The sequence below is a fragment of the Chryseobacterium sp. KMC2 genome, assembly GCF_016756935.1.
In the GTDB taxonomy this organism is placed as follows: Bacteria; Bacteroidota; Bacteroidia; order Flavobacteriales; family Weeksellaceae; genus Chryseobacterium; species Chryseobacterium rhizosphaerae.
In genome coordinates, this window is record NZ_JAESIT010000004.1 from 1 (window position 1) to 19064 (window position 19064).

A 19064-nucleotide genomic window follows, 5' to 3' on the forward strand; every position below is an offset into this window, starting at 1 on the left:
AATTAGCACTTTATAATTAATTTTAGTAGAATAATTAATGATACTGTAAGTTCCCCATGTAGATATAGCTTTTATTATTAATATCTTAACCAAAAGCAATTCATAAATCACAAATATGCTAAAACATAATATTGGAAATTTTTTAAAGGTTTATCACATAGAAAGAGCCTTTGAATTAATAAAGTTACAAATAGAAGATGATAAATTTTCTTTTAAAACACTTGAATTTGAAATTTACAGAAATGAAAATGTTATAAAAAGTTTTGACAGTCAAAAATTTTATGATGACTTTATCAAAAAAGATATGCTTTATAACAACAATAACATTTTTTTTAATATTGATTATCTTATCCCCAAAGGAGTTTATGGTGTACGGAAATTCAATTTTCTATCATTTCAAATGTTAGTTCTATATTATTCTTTAGGCTTTTACATCTTTGACTTAATAAAAGAATCCTATGAAGCAATCGAAACAAAAAAAGAAAAACGAGACAATATCGCTACCTATTATGGAGGAAAAATAAATTTTGAAATCCCTAAAAATTCAATTCTATACTATCAAGGTGACTACGTTGAATTTAATAATAAAGTTAACAATCAAATTGAAAATATCTTAAATAAAAAAAAGAAAGCTATAATAATTAAACTCGACATTCAAGATTATTTTAAGTCAATTAATATTGAAATTCTAATTGACATTATACAGGAATTTGCAGTCCCATCAAATTCCAAACGATACAATTTCGACATTTCAACAATCGAAGAAATTAAAAACTTATTTTTATTCATAAACAAATCACTTAGAGGTGTCCCGTTATTTTCCCAAAATATTCTTTCTAATTTTTTGAGTTACCTATATCTTTTTGAATTGGATAATTTTGTTCAAAATCTAAAAATTTCAAGAGAAGAGGATTTTGTATATTTTCGATACGTTGACGATTTTTATCTTATTTACAAAAGGAATAAAGGAATTAAAAATAATATAATTGGTGATGAAATTTTCGACATTACTACAAGCATTTCTGAATTTCTACATGAAACTCTAGACTTAAAAATCAACGAACTAAAAACTCAAGCAGTTATAATTAGTGACAATGATGATTTTGAAAAATTTATCAAAAAAGAGAAAATCATCAGCATTCCTGAAAGTTTAAAAAAAGAACAAAAACCACTAGATAAACTTACAGAAATTAAAGAAATTGTGGAAAAACTTAAGAAGGACTATAGGACAACCGGTAAAATCTCAATAACTACCGAGAACAGTAATAAACTTAAAGAGATTTTTTCTACTTCCTTAAAACAATATTTAGGTACAACAAATGCAAAAGTGTTAGTTGATCAAATGTTTGTTAATTGGTATCCTGTTTTGACATTATCAAGTACTCAAGCGTTAATTTATTTATTGAAACATTCCAAACAAAACAAATTACTTAAAGATTTTTTAAATGATAAGAAAGACTTTAAATTAAGTAATCCACAATATTTATTTCTGCTTGAAAAATATTTACTTTCAAATGTCCCAGATCCAGCATTTAATCAAGAAATTATAGATATTGAAGAATGTAATAGTTATTTAAACCTCATTAAAAGAATGTTAGATAAGAATATAACTATACATAATCATAATGATATATCTATTAATCCAAACATACTTGCGACAAAAGATACTTTGATGCAACAAATAAAAATGCTAACCACAGCTGAAATTGAAGGAAAATACAATCTTGCCTTTAATCATCTACTAAATATTTATCACTATTACTGTTTTATTAACGATAAAAATGCTAGAGAATTTAAAAAGTACAACCAAATAAATGTGACTGATTTTCTGGATAGTTTAGGATTATCAATTAAAGAAATTAATTTCTCAATGCAGTTTTTTGATCGTCGAAATAAAAATAATATATCTCATCCTGGAGAAGAGCTTATGGAAAGTTGGGCCGTAAACAAAGAGGAATATCTTATATATAAGAGCAAGTTGAATAAACTTCTAAAGAAAATTCAGGATTTTATATAACAGCAATATTGAGAAAGTTGTCATATAATTCTCTCGCTCTCCGAAGTCTCCCAACTTTGTAGCAAGCCTAAAGGAAATAATCTTATTTACTAGCTTAAAGTCGGGAGACTTTCCACAGCAGAGATGTCCCTATTTTTACCCCGCTCTCCGAAGTCTCATGACTTTGGAGCAAGTTTTAAGCAAATAATCTTATTTACCAGCTCAAAGTCGGGAGACTTTGCGCAGCAGAGATGTCCCTGTTTTTACCAGCAATAAAAAAACCTCTATCAAGTTTGATAAAGGTTTTTTATTAGAATTTCAATACTCTTTTTAGTTGAGATGCTTAAAATTTCTGTCCATATTTTTCACATGGGTTATTTTTACTGATGTTTTAAAAGGCTCATCATATTTCATCTTAATATAATCAATGATTTTATTGTCTACATTATCATCAAACTTCCTGGCAAAAAGATGATTTCCTGTTTGGAGAAAGCTGATATCTGTTTTGGTGAATGTTTTAGGACGTAATTTGATATCTCCGTCGGGAATCCAGATAATTGCTCTTTTGTCATCATTCACTAAAGTCCCTGTAAATGAAGTATTCATTAAAACGGTTTGAAAGAAAGATTCATCAGCAATTAAGGTATTTAAATAATAGTCTTCAAATTTTTTAACCTCAACATTGCTATTGATAAATTCACAGCAATCTCTCGTCAAAATCATCCATTGCCCTCCGATATAAGGTATGACATCTTTCATGAAGCCTCTCTTATGAGTTTTGTCAGAAATACGATCTTCCAGTTCTTCAAAATAGTTCTCAATTCTATTCATCGTTTCAGGTCTTATTTTTTCCTGATTATCAATTTTAATATAACTGTTACCATTATTTTTCGATAAAAACTCTTTGATGATTTTTTGTGATTTTAACGGATAATCCTGCCCGCTTAGGTTGATAAAATAATCCCATTTTGCATCCATACTCAACAGGTATTTTATACCATCCAACTCAGCCTGAACCATACTGTATCCTCCCCAAATAACATTTTCACTGTTTAGGATATGTACGTTCGGATATTGTTTTAAAAAATCCTTTACATCTTTACCAATTTCCTGATTGGCTTTTTTGTCAATATGAATAAGGTAGAAATTAGTAGAATCGTAGATCGCTTTAAAAAGCTTCTTAAATTGATTCGGTAAGCGATGTACTAAAATTAAGTATGCTATACTAATTGATTTCATTGGAGTTTCACCAATTCTATGTCCGTCGCTTTCGCTTACATAAACACTTTTCATTTTATTTAATTTAAAAATTACTAATGTTTACAACTTATTTCATAAAGTATTAATAGACATTTTTATAAATATACGAAATTTAAACTGTTTTTATTGGAAATAATAAAATAAAAAATATTTTCAACCCGCTGAAGCTTTGATTTATGAAAGAACGGATTAATAAAATTTGAAGGACTGTTGATAAAATATAATATCTCCGTAAGTAAGGAACGAGAGGTAGTGGCTTACATTAGTTTTCACTGAAGTAATATCCCTATAATTTCCTCATACAATGCCCGTAACTGTTCCTCTTTTATAGCATCGATAAGCGTTCCCGTGTTTGTACACAGGACGACACTGGTATTTTTGGAAGGAAAATAAAAAGCATAGGCACCGGCTCCTACACCACTCCCCTCATGGCCGATTGCCTGCAGGCCACCATTGGTTTTATAAAAATGCAGCCCTAAGCCATATGTAGGAGTACCCTGCTCATTAACTGCAATCTTCATTTCTTCCAGCGATGCGGGTGATACTATCGTTTTGTCATGGAGCAGCTTGTAGTAAAATCCAGCGATATCCTGAGCGGAAGCCACAATACCGTCATCACCAATGAGGGTAAGTACTGTACCCAGTTGCAACTTGCTCATATCGGTAAAAGTGCCGTCTATTTGCAGATAGTTAGCCGTTGTTCCTACGGGAGCGGTAGTGCTTGCCGAGCCTGCTATATAATAGGTATTGGAAAGTCCAATGGCGTTAATTATTTTGTCCGTAATATACTTTCGATGTCCGTTTTGAGTAACACGATCAATAATAAGAGCCAGCAGGTGATAATTTATATTGCAATACCCAAATGAGGTACCGGGTGCAAATTTTGCGGGTTGATTGTATACATAGCTCAATACCTGTTCGCTCGTCATAGGCAGTGGCCCTGCAACCACATCGTTTAAAAACTGATCGCTATCCAAATAATCAGGAAGCCCTGATGTCATCGTAAGCAGCTGCCTTACTGTAATGATATTTCCGTTGGGTAGATGATTACAAATGCTAGGAAGATAGGTGTTTACTTTGGCATCGAGATTAATTTTGCCCTCCTCCTCCAGCTTTATGACAGCAACTGCGGTAAAGGTTTTTGAAATACTCTGCATATAGTGAAGTGCAGAAGCGGCCATCGGCTTTTCATTAATTACCGCGTCTCCTGCAACCAGGGTATAATTCCCGGAAGCTGTCTTTACACTAAGGCTTAAGCCTGGGAAGTTGGACAAAGCTGCATTAAGTTTTTGCTGTGCCTGCGCTTTTCTATCAGGTGAATCGTCATGGCTACATGAGGTCATAAAAATAATAACAGCTAGTAATAAAAACTTTTTCATAACATGTAATTTGAATTATTTACATGCAAAATTCACCTAAGAAAAATGAGAAGAGGTTTCAAAAGCTTAAAAGTGCATAAATTGGTACTTATTTGCCGGTATTTTTATTTGTTTGGTGTCTGACCTGCAATTTTTTAAGGCTTTACAAAATAGTTGTTCTTGAAGTAAAGCCTTATTCTCATCCCATCGCCAGCCCTCCGCTCTCCGAAGTCTCCTGACTTCGGAACAAGTTTAAAGAAAATAATCTTATTACAAGTTCAACGTCAGAAGTCTTCGCACAGCAGAAATTAAAACAAAAAAAATCCCAGCTTTCGTTGGGATTTTTTTAAGCAAAACAGTCTACAATTCTCTATTATTGCAGGAATTTCCCGCGAAAAAAAATGCCGGATATTTTTCGTATCCGGCATTTTATAATGTTAAACTATTGATCTATTTTGCCTTATTGGCTAATCGTTTCCTGATGGTGCTTACAAACTCCTTTGAAACGCCAAATAAGTCCTTTTGTCTTAAAACAAAAGGACCAAAAATTCAAGACTGTAAACTCATACAGTTGCCACAATTTTAATTTCGACTAGCTGTCCCGGCAATGCAAGTCCACTTACTCCAACCATTGTACTGGCTACAGATTTAGGGTAATTGTAAAATTCTGTTTTGAAGTTTTTCCTCGCCTCAAACGCTGTTGCCATATCCATTGCATAGATAACTTCTTCCACCACATTTTCCATCGTCATATCATATCTTGACAATAATTCTTTGATATTGGCATAGGTTTGTTTCATCTGATCTTCCATTCCTTCTGCCAATTCCCCATTCTTGTTATGGCCCAACTGACCGGAAATCCAAACGGTATTTCCTTTTTTTACCGCCTGTGCGTATCCATAGATATCTTCCCAAGGCATTCCCAAGCCTTCTGCTGTTTTGTTTTCCTGTATCATTTTTTATTGTTTAAATTAATACAGCAAATGTAGAACTGATAAAAATCTTAGAAATTTAACTGGTTTAATAAATTACTTTTTTTTTACTCTAAATAAAAAAGGTGGTTTACACATTCTGTATAAACCACCCTTCATATTTTTTATTTTTCACAGCCTCTCCTGGAAAGGAAAATTTTCTATGTATTATTTTTGTTTCTCTTTGTTTGCTAAACGTTTCCTGATGGTGCTTACAAACTCCTTTGAAACACCAAGGTATGATGCAATATAATACTGTGCTACACGCTGCGGAATGCTAGGATACACCCTTATAAATTCCAGATAACGGTCTGTAGCAGGTTGAGAAATGGTGTTAACCAGTCGGTTTTGAAGCGTCACCACATACCGCTGCATCATCAGCCGGAATGCTCTTTCAAACTTCGGAACCTTCTGCATCAGTTCCTCTTTGGTTTCCGGATTCAACATATAAATTTCGGTGTCTTCCAGGGCTTCTATAAAAATCTTCGAGGGTGTTTTATTATTAAAGGAATCAATATCGGTAATCCACCAGTCTTCAACAGCAAACAGAAGAGTTACTTCAAAACCGTTTTCATCAAGATAATAGGTTCGCACACAGCCTTCTTTTATAAACCCTTCGAACTGACAAATCTCCCCTTCGCGCAGAAGATGTGTTTTCTTCGGGTACTTCTGAAGGGTCAGCAAACCTTCATATATATTTTCCTCTTCCGGAGTTAGAGTAACAAATCGTGAGATGTTTTTGATAATATTTTGAAACATACATTTATTTTACAGTTGCAAATTAGCAAAAAGCCTGTAAAATTCATAGTTCAGAAGCAATTTGATAATACCAAAATACTAATATTTAATAATGATCTGAAGAAAAGATTGGATTTGAAAGCCAATTAAACGGTCCAAACAAAAAAATTATTATCAATAGGTACGAAATTAAACTAGATTAATTTCAGTGAAAGCGAACTGTCCTACATTTGCTAAAGAATTAAGACAACAAAAAATTATAAAATAAAATATCAATTAACATTAAAAATTTAAAACTATGAGCACACTTACATTAAAAGACGGAACAGAGATTTTTTATAAAGATCAGGGAGCAGGACCTGTATTGATGTTTCACCACGGATGGCCATTATCATCTGACGATTGGGATGCACAGGTTATCTTTTTCTTACAGAGAGGGTACAGAGTAATTTCCCATGACAGAAGAGGCCACGGCCGTTCAAGCCAGAACATCTATAATCACACCATCGAGCAATATGCTTCTGACGCTGCAGAACTTGTCGAATTCCTTGATTTGAAAGATGTTGTACACATCGGACACTCTACAGGAGGTGGTGAAGTGATCCGGTATGTGCATAAATATGCCAATGGCAGAGCAAAAAAAGCAGTTTTAATAAGTGCTGTTCCACCGGTAATGGTAAAAAGTGAAAATAATTCTGACGGGGTTCCAATGGAAGTATTTGACGGGATCAGAGAGCAGACTTTGAATAACAGAAACCAGTTTTATTTTGATCTGACTTTCCCTTTCTATGGATACAACAGAGAAGGTGCCAATGTAAAAGACGGTGTACAAAGAAACTGGTGGAGACAGGGAATGATGGGTGGTATTGTAGCTCATTATGAGGGAATCAAAGCATTTTCTGAAACTGATTTCACTGAAGATCTGAAAGCTGTGGATATTCCGGTTTTGGTGCTTCACGGTGAAGATGACCAGATTGTACCTATCGAAAATTCTGCTATAAAATCTGCAAAACTATTGAAAAACGGAAAACTGATTACGTATCCCGGTTTTCCTCACGGAATGCCAACTACGGAACACGAAACAATTAATAAAGATCTTTTAGAATTTATTGAAGCTTAATAAAAGAGCAATATAATAAAGAGATGAATCAGTTTGATTCATCTCTTTATTTTTAGATTACATCATTAGGAAAACAGTTATTAATTCTTTCACCCGTTTTTCCGAAGACTCCTGACTTTGGAGCAAGAAATGAAAGTTAATAAGCAAATCCAAGTCTATTTTTAACATGCTTACTTTCTTCATCTCTTAGTTGCTGACTTGTCATGATCTCATGTTCTTTATCTTTTTGAATAACTTTAAACCAACTTATCGCAGGAATCATCCCGTTGGAGTGTAATTCAAGTCTGATGATGAACTCATCTGTCGGTTTTCGGTGATTATTAATATATTGGCTAAGTACAGCTGGCTTAACATCTACCTCAACAGCAAAGTCCTTATCTTTTTTATCTTGTCTGCTAACATACTCATTTAAAAAAAAACCAAAATTAAGAGCTTCCACATATTGGCTGCTATCTATATAATCTTCCAATTGAAACTTTAGTTGTAACAATCTTGAATACATTTTTTCTCTGGGAGTACGATTTTCAAATCGGTCTCGGCGAGCTTTCCAAAAGTCATCTTCCTCTTTTTTCTCCTTCGCACTCAAAATCTTATCAGCAGGGAAGACAAAAGCATCCGCAAGTTCTTCACCTGTAAACTTTGAAAAATTTGTTTCTTTAATTTCTTTCCTGTTTGTCTTCATAATATTTCTGAATTAATTTTAATGAATTTTCGCCTTCAGTGATCAAATACATTTTAGTTGACTGAAATCCATATTGCTGCCTATAATGTTGCTCAAGCTTTGTTTTTGGTTTTAAACATACAAATCCTTCAAACCCTTTTTTAAATGCTTCTTTGCATACAAATGCAATAAGACAACCAGCAATTCGGCTATACTCCTGCGATTGACCAATATTTTCTTTGGAGGCCGCCAAAAGCCTAATTTCCAAAGCATAATCCTGTGGTCGTTCCTCCATTGATAACAGCCCTATTGGTTCTTCTTTACCGTCTACTGTTAACTTATAAACATTAAAGGCTTTTTCTTTGTTCCAATTAAAATCAAACCGTTTGGTTTTATTGATTTGCGAAATTTCAGCAGCATCAATTTTAGTTATTGTTGCAGCCTGTTTCTCACCCGTAATATTATTTAATACGTACATTGCTTAACAAATATACAAAAAAAAGTTTACGTTATACGTAAACTTTTATCACCAATATGTATTACCTGGTTTCTTTTTGTTGTCTCTTTGATGTTTATCTGGTAATATCAAAGCTGCGATTTTTTAAGCAAAACAACTTACAGTTTTCTATTACTGTAGGATTTATCTTATTTTTTCACCAGCTCTACTCTACGGTTTTGCGCCTTCCCTTCTTCAGAACTATTATCTGCAATCGGGTTTTTGCTGCCGAAGCCTTCTGCTGAAAGTCTTACTTTATCGATACCTGAAGTAGTTATCGCATTCAATACTGCTGTAGCACGATCTTTTGAGAGTTGGATATTATGGGCATCATTTCCGCTGTTATCTGTATATCCGTTAATGGCTAGTTTTAGATGGGTGTCGTTTATCAGGACTTTTGTGATTTCATCTACGGCTGTTTTGCCATCGGATTGTAAGCTTGCTTTGTCTGTATCAAAATTAATATGCAATACAGCTTTGCCTTTTGCATCCAATTCTTTTTTTATTTCATCGGATTTTAATATCGAAATCGTTTGTTCAAACGGTGCTTTCTGTAGAATTTGTATGGCTCCGGTCGCCGTATTTCCATAGAGCTGAATATAAATATCATCGCCATTGGGTCTTCTTATGATATATACTTTTACGGGTTCATTCCAGTAATCTATAGAACCTTCCTCTCCAAAATATTTGGCCTCTGGTGTTATTCTGTCAAGCTCTTGCTGAGAAACTTTACCATCAAATATTTTTACACCGCCCACTTTTGTAATGGCATCATCATAACTTTTCAAAAAATAAGGCAACGACCACTCTTCTGTATTACTTTTTCCGTTTACTACGTACGTTTTCCATACTTTCCCTTCTATTGGTGTCATTACGCCTTTAAGTGGAAAAAACAGCATATCATAGCTTCTTTGTACCGGTTTATTTTGGAAGTCCAGCCCTTTGGGAAAACTGAAAAAGGGCAATTCACCCACTTCAGCATTGGAAACCGGTACTGAATTGATATCAAATTGAGTAGCTCCTCCCGGAGATTTTTCTGCAGCTCTGCCATCTTCTATGGCAACAGTATCCTGTGCACTATCTGTTTTTTGTTCAGCTTTTTTGTTACAGGCAGCAAATAAAGCGCCTATTGATAGAATAATCAGTGTCTTCTTCATTGTAATAAATTTAGGTTTTTGGTATTTAATTTTTTTCAAATAGTGAGCAATAAGACAGCTCTAATTCTTCTTCATCAAAATTGTTCTGTATATTTTCTATACTATTTTTTTTTTGCGGCACTAACTTACAAATAAAATGCGAATGGGAAAGTACCTAGATTTAAGGATTTTAGCGATTAAAAGATAATGTACGGATATTTTTTTGACGCAAAGTTTTTATTTTTGAAACTGCTGATTTTTAAGAGAGCAAAGAAAAAATCAACTTTGTTGATTCGTCGGAGCGTATGGATAAATAGACCTCTTCCTGTTCCCTAGCTTTCCGAAGTCTCCTGACTTTGGAGCACTTTAAAAGAAATGATGTTATTCTACTAGCTCAAAGTCGGGAGACTTTGCATAGCAGACCAGCATCAAAATACTAACACTGTCTAATTTTTTTATTAAACCACAAAAGTCACAAAAGATTTTTTAAACACTTAAGCTGTTTAAGTTATATACGTTGTGTATAAAAAGTACACTGAAGTTTTTTTGAAAATCAAAGATTTTCATCTTATGTGAACTTAAATATGCAGTACCTCCTTAAGCTTTCTAAAGTGTTAAAAAAATAAAAACTTTTGTGACTTTTGTGGTTAAGTTTAAACACTCCAAAAAATTCATTGCGTAGCAGAAACATTCTTATCCACAAAATCTATTTTTCTTTATCACTTATATCCTATTTTTGTAAAAAAACTAATGGACAAATTAAGTTTTCTGGAAGTTATTGCTGCGATTGCTGTTTTTATATCGCTGCTGCTTGCCGTATTTTTGTTAACGGTAAAAACAGAAAGAAAACTGGAAAGCAGGTTATTTGCAGCGTTCCTTATCATTAATGCCATTGATATCAGTGGAATTTTCATGCACCTTTTTGTGGAGAGTTATAATCTGAAAGCTTTCAAAATATCTGCTTACTTATTGGTAATGCCTCTTTTCTATCTGTATGTGAATGCTGTTTGTTATTCTGATTTCACCTTAAAAAGAAAGCATTTATTGCATCTTATTCCTTTTATTGTGGCCAACTTAATTTTAGTTCCAAGGCTTTATCTGGCAGAAGGTGCTGCTAAAGAGGACTTCTTTACAACGATGTGGCAATCCCCTGAAATGTTTGTGTATCAACTCATCGGGGAACTGCAGTTTTTCTTTTATATCGTCGCCGTATTCATTGTGCTTAAAAAATATAAGAAGATTTATCTTGAAAACTATACGAATCCCAACACCTTGTTATACCAATGGCTGTTTCAGCTTACCTTGATTTTCCTATTCATCCATGTATGTATTATTTTTAAAAATATCATACGATATACAGCATACAACGATCTGTTTATCTGGATCCATATTGTAGCGGGAGCTTCCTTTTTACTGGCTGCCTGCTGGTTTATCTTAAAGGCATTAAATTATCCTGAGCTTTTTCGAAGAATTGATTCTACCTTACAACCGACAGAAGATTTTGCTGAAACATTAGAAACTGAACATACAACCGACGGAACAAAAAGTTCTCAGATCGAACAGCTTAGAAAATTCATGGTTGAAAAAGAACCTTTCCTGGAGCCTTCATTAACGATTCAGGAATTGGCAGATCAGGTGAATATTCCTGTTCGTGAGTTGTCTGTTTTAATTAACCATCACCTCAATCAGCACTTTTTTGATTTTGTGAATGAATACCGCGTTAAAAAAGCAATGACCCTACTGAAAGATCCCACAAAAAAAGAATATACGGTGCTGGAAATCTTGTATGAAGTAGGTTTCAATTCAAAATCTTCTTTTCATACCTCTTTTAAAAAATATACGAATCAAACGCCAACCGCATTCAGAAACAGTTGATAATTAATTAATTGTAAAAAATCGAACTTTGGATTGTAAATAATCGGACTCATTCTATTCATGAAAATGAGTCCGACTTTTTTATACGGACTTTTTTCAAGATTCTCTACAGCATATTTGCATCAGATTATGAATGTCAAATTAAAATTCTGACCATGAAATATGTAACCCTTATTTTATTTTTTGCCTTACTTGGCTGTAAAAGTGTTCACCCAACCCATCAACAAAATGTTGAAGATGCCATTACAAAAAATGCTCTTCAGTTATTAAAGGACAAAAGATTTCATTCTGTTTCCATTGCTGTGTATAAAGATGGAGAATCCACTATACAACATTTTGGAGAATTAACGATTGGTAAAGGAAACAAACCCAACGATTCTACCCTTTATGAATTAGCTTCTGTAACCAAAACCTTTACAGGGTATATAGCCGCTAAAGCCGTACTTGATCAAAAAATACATTTAGAGGATGATATCAGAATCTATCTTGATGAACCTTATCCCAATTTAGAGTATAAAGGTGAACCTATAAGAATCAAACACCTCATCACCCATACCAGTGGATTTCCTAATTTCCCAATAAAAAGCGAAAATAAAAAGGCTTTTTTTGAAGGATTAAAACTCATCAAGATTGAAACGAAGCCTGGAGAAGTCTATTCTTATTCAAACACTGCCCCGGAGCTGACCGCCTATATCCTTGAAAAAGTATATCAAAAACCCTTTGAGGAATTGGTCACTGAATTTATTTTGAAGCCCAATAACATGAACCAAACTAAGTTCACACTCACTGAAAATGACAGAACAAGACTGGTAAAAGGCTATAACGATAAAAACGAGCTAATGCCCAACTTCAACAGAACTTTATGGGGTGGAATTTCAGGATTACACTCTACGACTACAGATTTGGTGAAATATATGAAACTGCAACTTGCCCCATCCAATCTTATTGTCAAAGAATCTAATAAAAAACTATACAAAGAAGGTTCCGATTTTTGGGAAGGTTATCATTGGTACATTATAGAAAATGATCATCAATTAATGTACAGACACCACGGTGGTATCTACGGAATGCAAAACTGGTTGGTGATCTATCCTAAACAAAATATGGGGATATCCATACTGACCAACACCAGCTTTAATGAAACTGGAGAAATTTTAGAAAAAGTAGTGGATAACCTGTATGATGATATAATGAAAACTAAGAAATAAACAGTACACAACAGTGGTTTGGTAAAGTACTCACCTAACGAAGGTGCCCCCTTTACTCCGTTATTTAAAATTCTTTACCTTTAGCGTTACACAATATTGAGCTATGCCCGAATTTCAGAAAAAAGCAGGCGTTTCAAATATCTCTTTTGATTTGTGTAGTATTCTAATGATTTCTATTGGAACTATTTCTTTCACCCTTCTCCTTTAATGTACCTGGGTGAAGAAAATTATAAAATCTAAAAATGATTTTAAAATGATTTTAAAAGACATATCAAGTTTAACAGATGCAAAAAAGCAGCTTATTATGCATCTGACGGAAGATCTAAGCAAAATAGAGAACATCCAAGCTATTGCATTGGGCGGTTCACATGCAACTGGTAGGGCCAATAAAAGCTCAGATATTGACTTAGGGATATATTACTACGAAAAGGAACCCTTTTCGATCGAAATGATAAAAGAAATTGTCCGAAAATACTCTATAAATGATGATTCTGTAGTAGTAGGTTTTTACGAATGGGGACCATGGATAAATGGTGGGGCCTGGATCTATACCCAAACAGGAAAAATAGATATTTTATATCGCAATATCAATCAGGTAGAAAACACCATTACTGAAGCTCAATCTGGGAAATGGGAGAACCACTATGAACAACAGCCACCCTACGGATTTACTACGATGACTTATCTAGCAGAATGTGTATCCTGCGTTCCGTTAATTGATCCGAAGCAAATTTTACACCGCTTAAAACAAATCTCAGCAACCTATCCCCAAGCGTTAAAAGCAAGTGTTATAAATACGGCTCTTTGGTCTGCTGAGTTTACATTGGCTCATGCCCATGGTTTTGCTATGCAAAAGGATATGTATAATCTGTTAGGTTGCTTTACACGTGCTCTAAAAAGCATCACAGAGGCTTTATTTGCCTTGAACTCAATCTACCCTATCAGTGATAAATATGCTGTTCAATTGCTTTCAAACGCGGCAATGGCTCCGGCCAATCTGGAAGAAAAAGTAAATGCTATTTTGGAGGTTGATCTGGCTGCAGCAGAGAAAAATGTAGTGTTTATCAAAAATTTATTTACAGAAGTTGTGGCACTCACAAACGGTTTGTATCATCCAAAATTTAACTTTAAAGAAAAAATCGGATCCTCACACCTAATGCACCAACCAAACTTTTCAAATTTCCCGGTATTAGAAACCGACAGATTGATTCTTCGCAGGCTTTCATTGAATGATGCAGAAGAAATCTATCAGCTGCGTTCGGATATTGAAGTTGCTGCGTTGACAGGAAGGACACCCTGTGCAAGTATCGACGAAACCATTGCATATATTGGTAAGATTGATCTTATGATCAATAAAAATGAATGTATATTTTGGGCAGTGTCACATCAGGAGAACCCCGCTTTGATCGGAGTAGCGTGCCTCTGGAACTTTGATACAACAAAAGGAGTTGTGGAAATCGGATATGAACTGCTCGAAAAGTTTCAAGGTAAAGGGATTATGGGAGAGGTTATTGTCCGGATACTCAAATACGCATTCGATGTCATGGGCGTTGAAACAATAATCGCATTCCCTTCCGGTGACAACCCATCTTCCGTGAGCCTGCTTAAAAAACTGGGATTTGAACAAGCTCCGGTTCATTTTAAAAATACACACATCAATGTTCCAAATATGCTCACCTATATCTTATCCCGTCCAACATAGGTATTAACATAACCGGTATCACCGGATTTGTTCACCAACCGTATCGGATATATCTTCCATTAAATCAAACCATTATCCACCTACATACCCAACACCGCCCTTATACAATATTATTTCAACAGCTAGAAATCCAGAAATATTTTTGCAACAGCTTCTATACATTATTCTCTTAAAAAAACTTAAGTTATTTTATATCCAAATAAATCAAACATTTCAGTTGAACTGATTGCCCAATTCTTTAAAAAAGCCTTCAGTATTAATATAAATTGGTTTTACCTAGCTCTCAGAAGTCTCCTGACTTTACGCAGCAGAGGTAATTTTTATTTGATCAGTTTATTATTTAATAAGAATATTTTAATGTCATTCACTACTTCATTCGGGCGTTCGTCTTTTACACCATGCCATGTGTTTTCATATACCTTGTGAACAATAAAAGGCCTATGTTCTTCAGTAAGTTTATCATTTTCTTCTTTAAAATCGAACCAATCATTTTTACTGACAGGGTCGAAAATGAGCAAAGGTGTATTTAGATTTCGATAAATTATTTTAGGATTTAATTGATGTGTTGAAGCACCAAAAGCCGTTTTAGAAGTAAAAGGAGTGTAAATAATGGCAATGTTTTCTTCTGCTGAATTCTCGCCGGTAAGTTCTTCTGCACCTGGATTTATTTCATATTTTCCGTTTGTATTTTTCTTTATTCGGGCATAAGAAGTGAAAATTTCTTTTTTCAGTTTCTCGTTTTCTTTTCCTTTTATCCCCCAATTATTATACATCAACCAATACGCATCAAAGTCATTATCAAAGACCAGTGTTTTTTTGTTGGCATAATACTGTTTCGTTTCTTCAATATCTTTTCCAATATTAGCCGACTTTGTCTGAAAATCCCAAGCCACAGAACCGCCATCTTCTAAAATAAGAGCCTGAACCATTTCCGGATAAGCATCATAAAATGCCGAACTGATAGTTCCTCCTCTTGACCAGCCTCCGATAATTGCTTTTTTGATTTTCATTGTATCTAAAAGAAATTTAATGTCATCTGCAACGTGATAAATAGACAGATTTTTTTGAGAAATAGGCGTAAATCCATGACCGTAGTAATCAATGGCAATGACATGCAAATTCATTTTTACCAATTGATCTATTATTTCGTACAGTTCATACCCATTGCTATACGTTCCGGGAATCCAAATAAGTGTTGGATTTTTTTTATCTCCCCATTCCAAATAATGCATTCTTACATTATTGGTTTGGATATAATTTCCGTGTTGTTTTTCGTATTTCTCAAATTCCGGTTTTAAACTTTGGAACAAATTCCGTTGTGTTATGGAATCTACGGAAGCGTTTTTTTGAGCTGCTGCCGATAAATAGACTATGAAAGAAAGCAATAGAATGATCTTTTTTTTCATAATTCACATGTTTTACTTTGTTTTGATTGGTAGTATTTACGATGGTTATTTTCCGATACATAAACGATACGACTTGTAAGGCAATCGTTTATGTTTCACAGTAACAATATAGTAAATTTATTAAGTATCATAACACTCATTTCATTGTTCATTCATTTTTTCTTGCCCTGTTTTCCGTATGAAAGAGCTATATTTAAACCGTGATATACTCAACCAAATCTTTAACTCCCTTTTTATAAAAAATTGATTTATACAACACTTTTAAATATTGCAATTTTCCAGGGAATCGTCTTAGGAGTAGTTATTTTAAAATCTTCCTTATTCAGTAGTAAGTCAAATAAGTATTTAGCCTACTTACTATTTGCACTTTCCATGGTTTTACTGAATTATGTTTTTGAAATTGAAGGTACATTTAAGTCCTATCCCTTGCTACGTTTTCTGGACTATATTGAGTGGATATTTTTACTCCCCGTCTTCATCTTCCTTTTTATAATAAACCGAATTGATGATACCATAAAGAACAGACAAAGAGCTTATTTGTATTACATTCCTTTTATCTATTCCTCTACTTTTGTTATTATATACCATCTTAATGATATTTTAGGGATTTATAAAATCACAAATTCAGGCATTTTCATCATCAATATACTTATGCTGATTCAGCTTTTATTTGCCTTTATCATCATCCTGTTTCCACCTTTTTACTCTTATTTTATGATAAGGCACTTAAAAGACCCACAAGAGAAAAGATGGGTAATTACCTTATTAACCACCCTCTATTTATTGTTATCTACCTGGCTAATTACGTATATGACTGGCTTCTTTTTTGGAATAGACATTTCCTCTACCATGAGTGGACTGGCTTTATCGGCAACATTTATCATGCACTGGACAGCCTATATAGGTATTTACAAATATAAGCTTGCCAAAAACAAAGATGCTGTCTACCATTTTCTAAACAACGATTTGGTTATTATACATCCTAATCTGCAAGCTGCCGAAAGCAGTATAACGCAAGAAAATAACACTGCCGAAGAATCCAGAGAATCTATAACGGCTGACAATCTTTATTTTCAAAAACTGGAACTTCTTTGTAAAGACAAGCACATTTATACAGACAGTACATTAAACAGAGAAAAAGTTGCTGAAAAACTAGGCATAAGCGCAGGATATGTTTCACAAATTGTAAATACGATCACAGGAGACAACTTTGCTCATTATATCAATCAATATCGGGTGGAAGCTGTTAAGGAAATGATATCAGATCCGGAATATGACAACTATAATCTATTGACAATGGGATTAGAAGCGGGTTTTACTTCAAAAACAACTTTTTTTAAAGCCTTTAAAAAAGTGACGGGTCAGACTCCCAATGAATATAAAAATACTGTTAAATAAGTACCATTTTCTCCATTTTTAAGCTTTTGAAACCTGTTGTAATTTGAATTATTTGAGTTTTGCATTTAAATAATTCAAATAACTTTTTTATGAAAAAAAACTTTTCACTACTCATCATTTTGTTTGCTTTTTATTCTGTTAATGCTCAAAGTGAAACGGGTGATCCTTATCAGAAAAACAATGAAATTAAACTGAATTTACTTGCGCCGTTATCCGGTTCTGTGGAAGTAGGTTTTGAACGACACCTCAACAAACATTCATCATTGGGGGTCTCTACATTTATTGTTTACGATAAGACAAAAAATGAGGATATGAATTACAACATCTCCCCTTATTACAGATATTATTTTGGAAAAAAATATGCTTCCGGTTTTTTTGTCGAAGGATTTGGAATGTTCACTTCCATTGATGGGAAAAAAATATACGCACCAGACAACGTGACATTCACTGAGAATAAAGATGTTTATGATCTTGCACTGGGTGCTGGCCTTGGCTGGAAGTTGATTACAAAAAAAGGATTTGTTGTTGAAGCCAACTTAGGCTACGGAAAACTTATGTTCAATGCAGGCAAAACAGATCATGATGTGGTTGCAAAATATGGATTGAGTATTGGCTACCGATTTTAATATCTAAAAACTGCAGCATAAGAAGCCTTTTGTTCGCGGCGGATAAAGTACAAAATTAAAGAATGAATAAAATCCTGACAAAAGTTGGGATTTTATGCTTTTCCTTTAGCACTTTCTTCACAAGAATACCGTTCAACCCAAGGTCAGTCCGGGAAATAAATTATCTTTGTTACGGACAGAAATTTTATCAATCATGAAGTTAGAATTATATCAAATAGATGCGTTTACAGATGAGATTTTCCATGGAAATCCTGCGTGTGTTGTTCCTTTACAGCATTGGCTACCCGATGAGACTCTCTTACAAATAGCCCGTGAAAATGCGGTGGCAGAAACCGCTTTTTTTATTGATAATGGCGATACCATTCACCTGAGATGGTTTACTCCTGAAATAGAGATGGATTTATGCGGGCATGCTACCCTTGCTACGGCTCATTGCTTAGCTTCCATCTTAGACTATCAGAACAGCAGAATTGTTTTTGAAACCAAAAGCGGAGAATTAACCGTGGATGTAAAAGACGGATTTTATTATATGGATTTCCCGTCAAGAATGCCTGAAGCATCCACTCTTCCGGATGCTATAGCCCAATCTCTGAATATACAGCCTAAGGAAGTCTTCCAATCAAGGGACTATGTCCTGGTATACGAGTCTGAAGAAGACATCAAAAAAATAAAAATTGAAAGATCTGTTTTTGACCTCATCAATCTGGATCCGGGAGGTGTTGTGGTGACAGCGGCAGGTACTGACAGTGATTTTGTCTCAAGATATTTTACCCCGCAGTCGTCAATTCTTGAAGATCCGGTAACAGGCTCTGCACACTGCTCGCTTATTCCGTTCTGGTCATCAAGATTGGGGAAAGACAAGCTTTTCGCCCGCCAGCTATCAGAAAGAGGCGGCCAGCTCTTTTGTGAAAATAAAAATGAAAGAGTGATTGTGGCAGGTAAAGCCAGAACCTATTCTACAGGACATCTATGGATAGAATAGTATTGTTTTGATTAAGCTCAACAACTCAATTTTATAAAAAAGTAATCTGAAAATATTCCTTTCAGGTTCATCAACTATAATAGGCACTTATTTAGGAAAATAGGTGCCTATTACTGTAAGGGTATAAAAGT

At 34.1% G+C, this 19064-nt stretch carries 16 protein-coding genes; 8 read left to right on the forward strand and 8 right to left on the reverse strand.

Annotation, left to right across the window (positions count from 1 at the left end):
• The first annotated feature begins 115 nt into the window (after window positions 1-115).
• A complete protein-coding gene (locus JML65_RS05700) occupies window positions 116-2017 on the forward strand; it encodes a reverse transcriptase domain-containing protein (RefSeq protein WP_202270163.1) in 1902 nt (633 codons plus the stop codon).
• 309 nt (window positions 2018-2326) lie between these two features.
• Here the strand turns inward: JML65_RS05700 and JML65_RS05705 are convergent, their stop codons facing one another.
• From JML65_RS05705 to JML65_RS05720, 4 genes are all read right to left on the reverse strand, one after another.
• Window positions 2327-3289 (reverse strand): beta-1,6-N-acetylglucosaminyltransferase, encoded by a 963-nt coding sequence (locus JML65_RS05705; RefSeq protein ID WP_202270164.1) that lies wholly within the window; start codon window positions 3287-3289, stop codon window positions 2327-2329.
• A 236-nt stretch (window positions 3290-3525) separates the two neighbouring features.
• Window positions 3526-4635: a serine hydrolase domain-containing protein gene (locus JML65_RS05710; protein WP_202270165.1), complete on the reverse strand. Its 1110-nt coding sequence runs from the start codon at window positions 4633-4635 to the stop codon at window positions 3526-3528.
• Between the two features lie 542 nt (window positions 4636-5177).
• A complete protein-coding gene (locus tag JML65_RS05715; RefSeq protein WP_202270166.1) occupies window positions 5178-5570 on the reverse strand; it encodes a Rid family hydrolase in 393 nt (130 codons plus the stop codon).
• Between the two features lie 183 nt (window positions 5571-5753).
• A complete protein-coding gene (locus JML65_RS05720) occupies window positions 5754-6344 on the reverse strand; it encodes a Crp/Fnr family transcriptional regulator (protein ID WP_202270167.1) in 591 nt (196 codons plus the stop codon).
• Between the two features lie 277 nt (window positions 6345-6621).
• On the opposite strand from JML65_RS05720, the gene JML65_RS05725 reads away from it, so the two are divergent.
• Entirely contained in the window at window positions 6622-7443 is an 822-nt protein-coding gene (locus tag JML65_RS05725) for an alpha/beta fold hydrolase (protein ID WP_202270168.1), read from the forward strand.
• A gap of 136 nt (window positions 7444-7579) precedes the next feature.
• Here JML65_RS05725 and JML65_RS05730 read toward each other — a convergent pair whose 3' ends face one another.
• From JML65_RS05730 to JML65_RS05740, 3 genes are all read right to left on the reverse strand, one after another.
• On the reverse strand, window positions 7580-8125 hold the full coding sequence (locus JML65_RS05730) for a helix-turn-helix domain-containing protein (RefSeq protein ID WP_047486412.1): 546 nt from the start codon (window positions 8123-8125) through the stop codon (window positions 7580-7582).
• Window positions 8100-8582, reverse strand: a complete 483-nt coding sequence (locus JML65_RS05735) for a hypothetical protein (protein WP_202270169.1) — start codon at window positions 8580-8582, stop codon at window positions 8100-8102. The genes JML65_RS05730 and JML65_RS05735 overlap by 26 nt, the downstream gene beginning before the upstream one ends.
• A gap of 167 nt (window positions 8583-8749) precedes the next feature.
• Window positions 8750-9757 (reverse strand): OmpA family protein, encoded by a 1008-nt coding sequence (locus JML65_RS05740; protein WP_202270170.1) that lies wholly within the window; start codon window positions 9755-9757, stop codon window positions 8750-8752.
• A gap of 729 nt (window positions 9758-10486) precedes the next feature.
• On the opposite strand from JML65_RS05740, the gene JML65_RS05745 reads away from it, so the two are divergent.
• From JML65_RS05745 to JML65_RS05755, 3 genes are all read left to right on the forward strand, one after another.
• Window positions 10487-11611: a helix-turn-helix domain-containing protein gene (locus JML65_RS05745; protein WP_202270171.1), complete on the forward strand. Its 1125-nt coding sequence runs from the start codon at window positions 10487-10489 to the stop codon at window positions 11609-11611.
• 155 nt (window positions 11612-11766) lie between these two features.
• Window positions 11767-12819, forward strand: a complete 1053-nt coding sequence (locus tag JML65_RS05750) for a serine hydrolase domain-containing protein (protein ID WP_202270172.1) — start codon at window positions 11767-11769, stop codon at window positions 12817-12819.
• Between the two features lie 217 nt (window positions 12820-13036).
• Complete coding sequence (locus JML65_RS05755; protein WP_202270173.1) at window positions 13037-14521, forward strand: GNAT family N-acetyltransferase; 1485 nt, start codon at window positions 13037-13039, stop codon at window positions 14519-14521.
• Window positions 14522-14841: 320 nt separating this feature from the next.
• On the opposite strand, the gene JML65_RS05760 is transcribed toward JML65_RS05755, so the two are convergent.
• Complete coding sequence (locus JML65_RS05760) at window positions 14842-15927, reverse strand: alpha/beta fold hydrolase (RefSeq protein WP_202270174.1); 1086 nt, start codon at window positions 15925-15927, stop codon at window positions 14842-14844.
• A 243-nt stretch (window positions 15928-16170) separates the two neighbouring features.
• Between JML65_RS05760 and JML65_RS05765 the strand changes: the two genes are divergently transcribed.
• From JML65_RS05765 to JML65_RS05775, 3 genes are all read left to right on the forward strand, one after another.
• Window positions 16171-17325 (forward strand): helix-turn-helix domain-containing protein, encoded by a 1155-nt coding sequence (locus JML65_RS05765; protein ID WP_202270175.1) that lies wholly within the window; start codon window positions 16171-16173, stop codon window positions 17323-17325.
• A gap of 89 nt (window positions 17326-17414) precedes the next feature.
• Window positions 17415-17951, forward strand: coding sequence for a DUF3575 domain-containing protein (locus tag JML65_RS05770; protein WP_202270176.1), 537 nt, complete (start codon window positions 17415-17417; stop codon window positions 17949-17951).
• Between the two features lie 193 nt (window positions 17952-18144).
• Window positions 18145-18933, forward strand: a complete 789-nt coding sequence (locus tag JML65_RS05775) for a PhzF family phenazine biosynthesis protein (RefSeq protein ID WP_047486424.1) — start codon at window positions 18145-18147, stop codon at window positions 18931-18933.
• Window positions 18934-19064 lie beyond the last annotated feature (131 nt).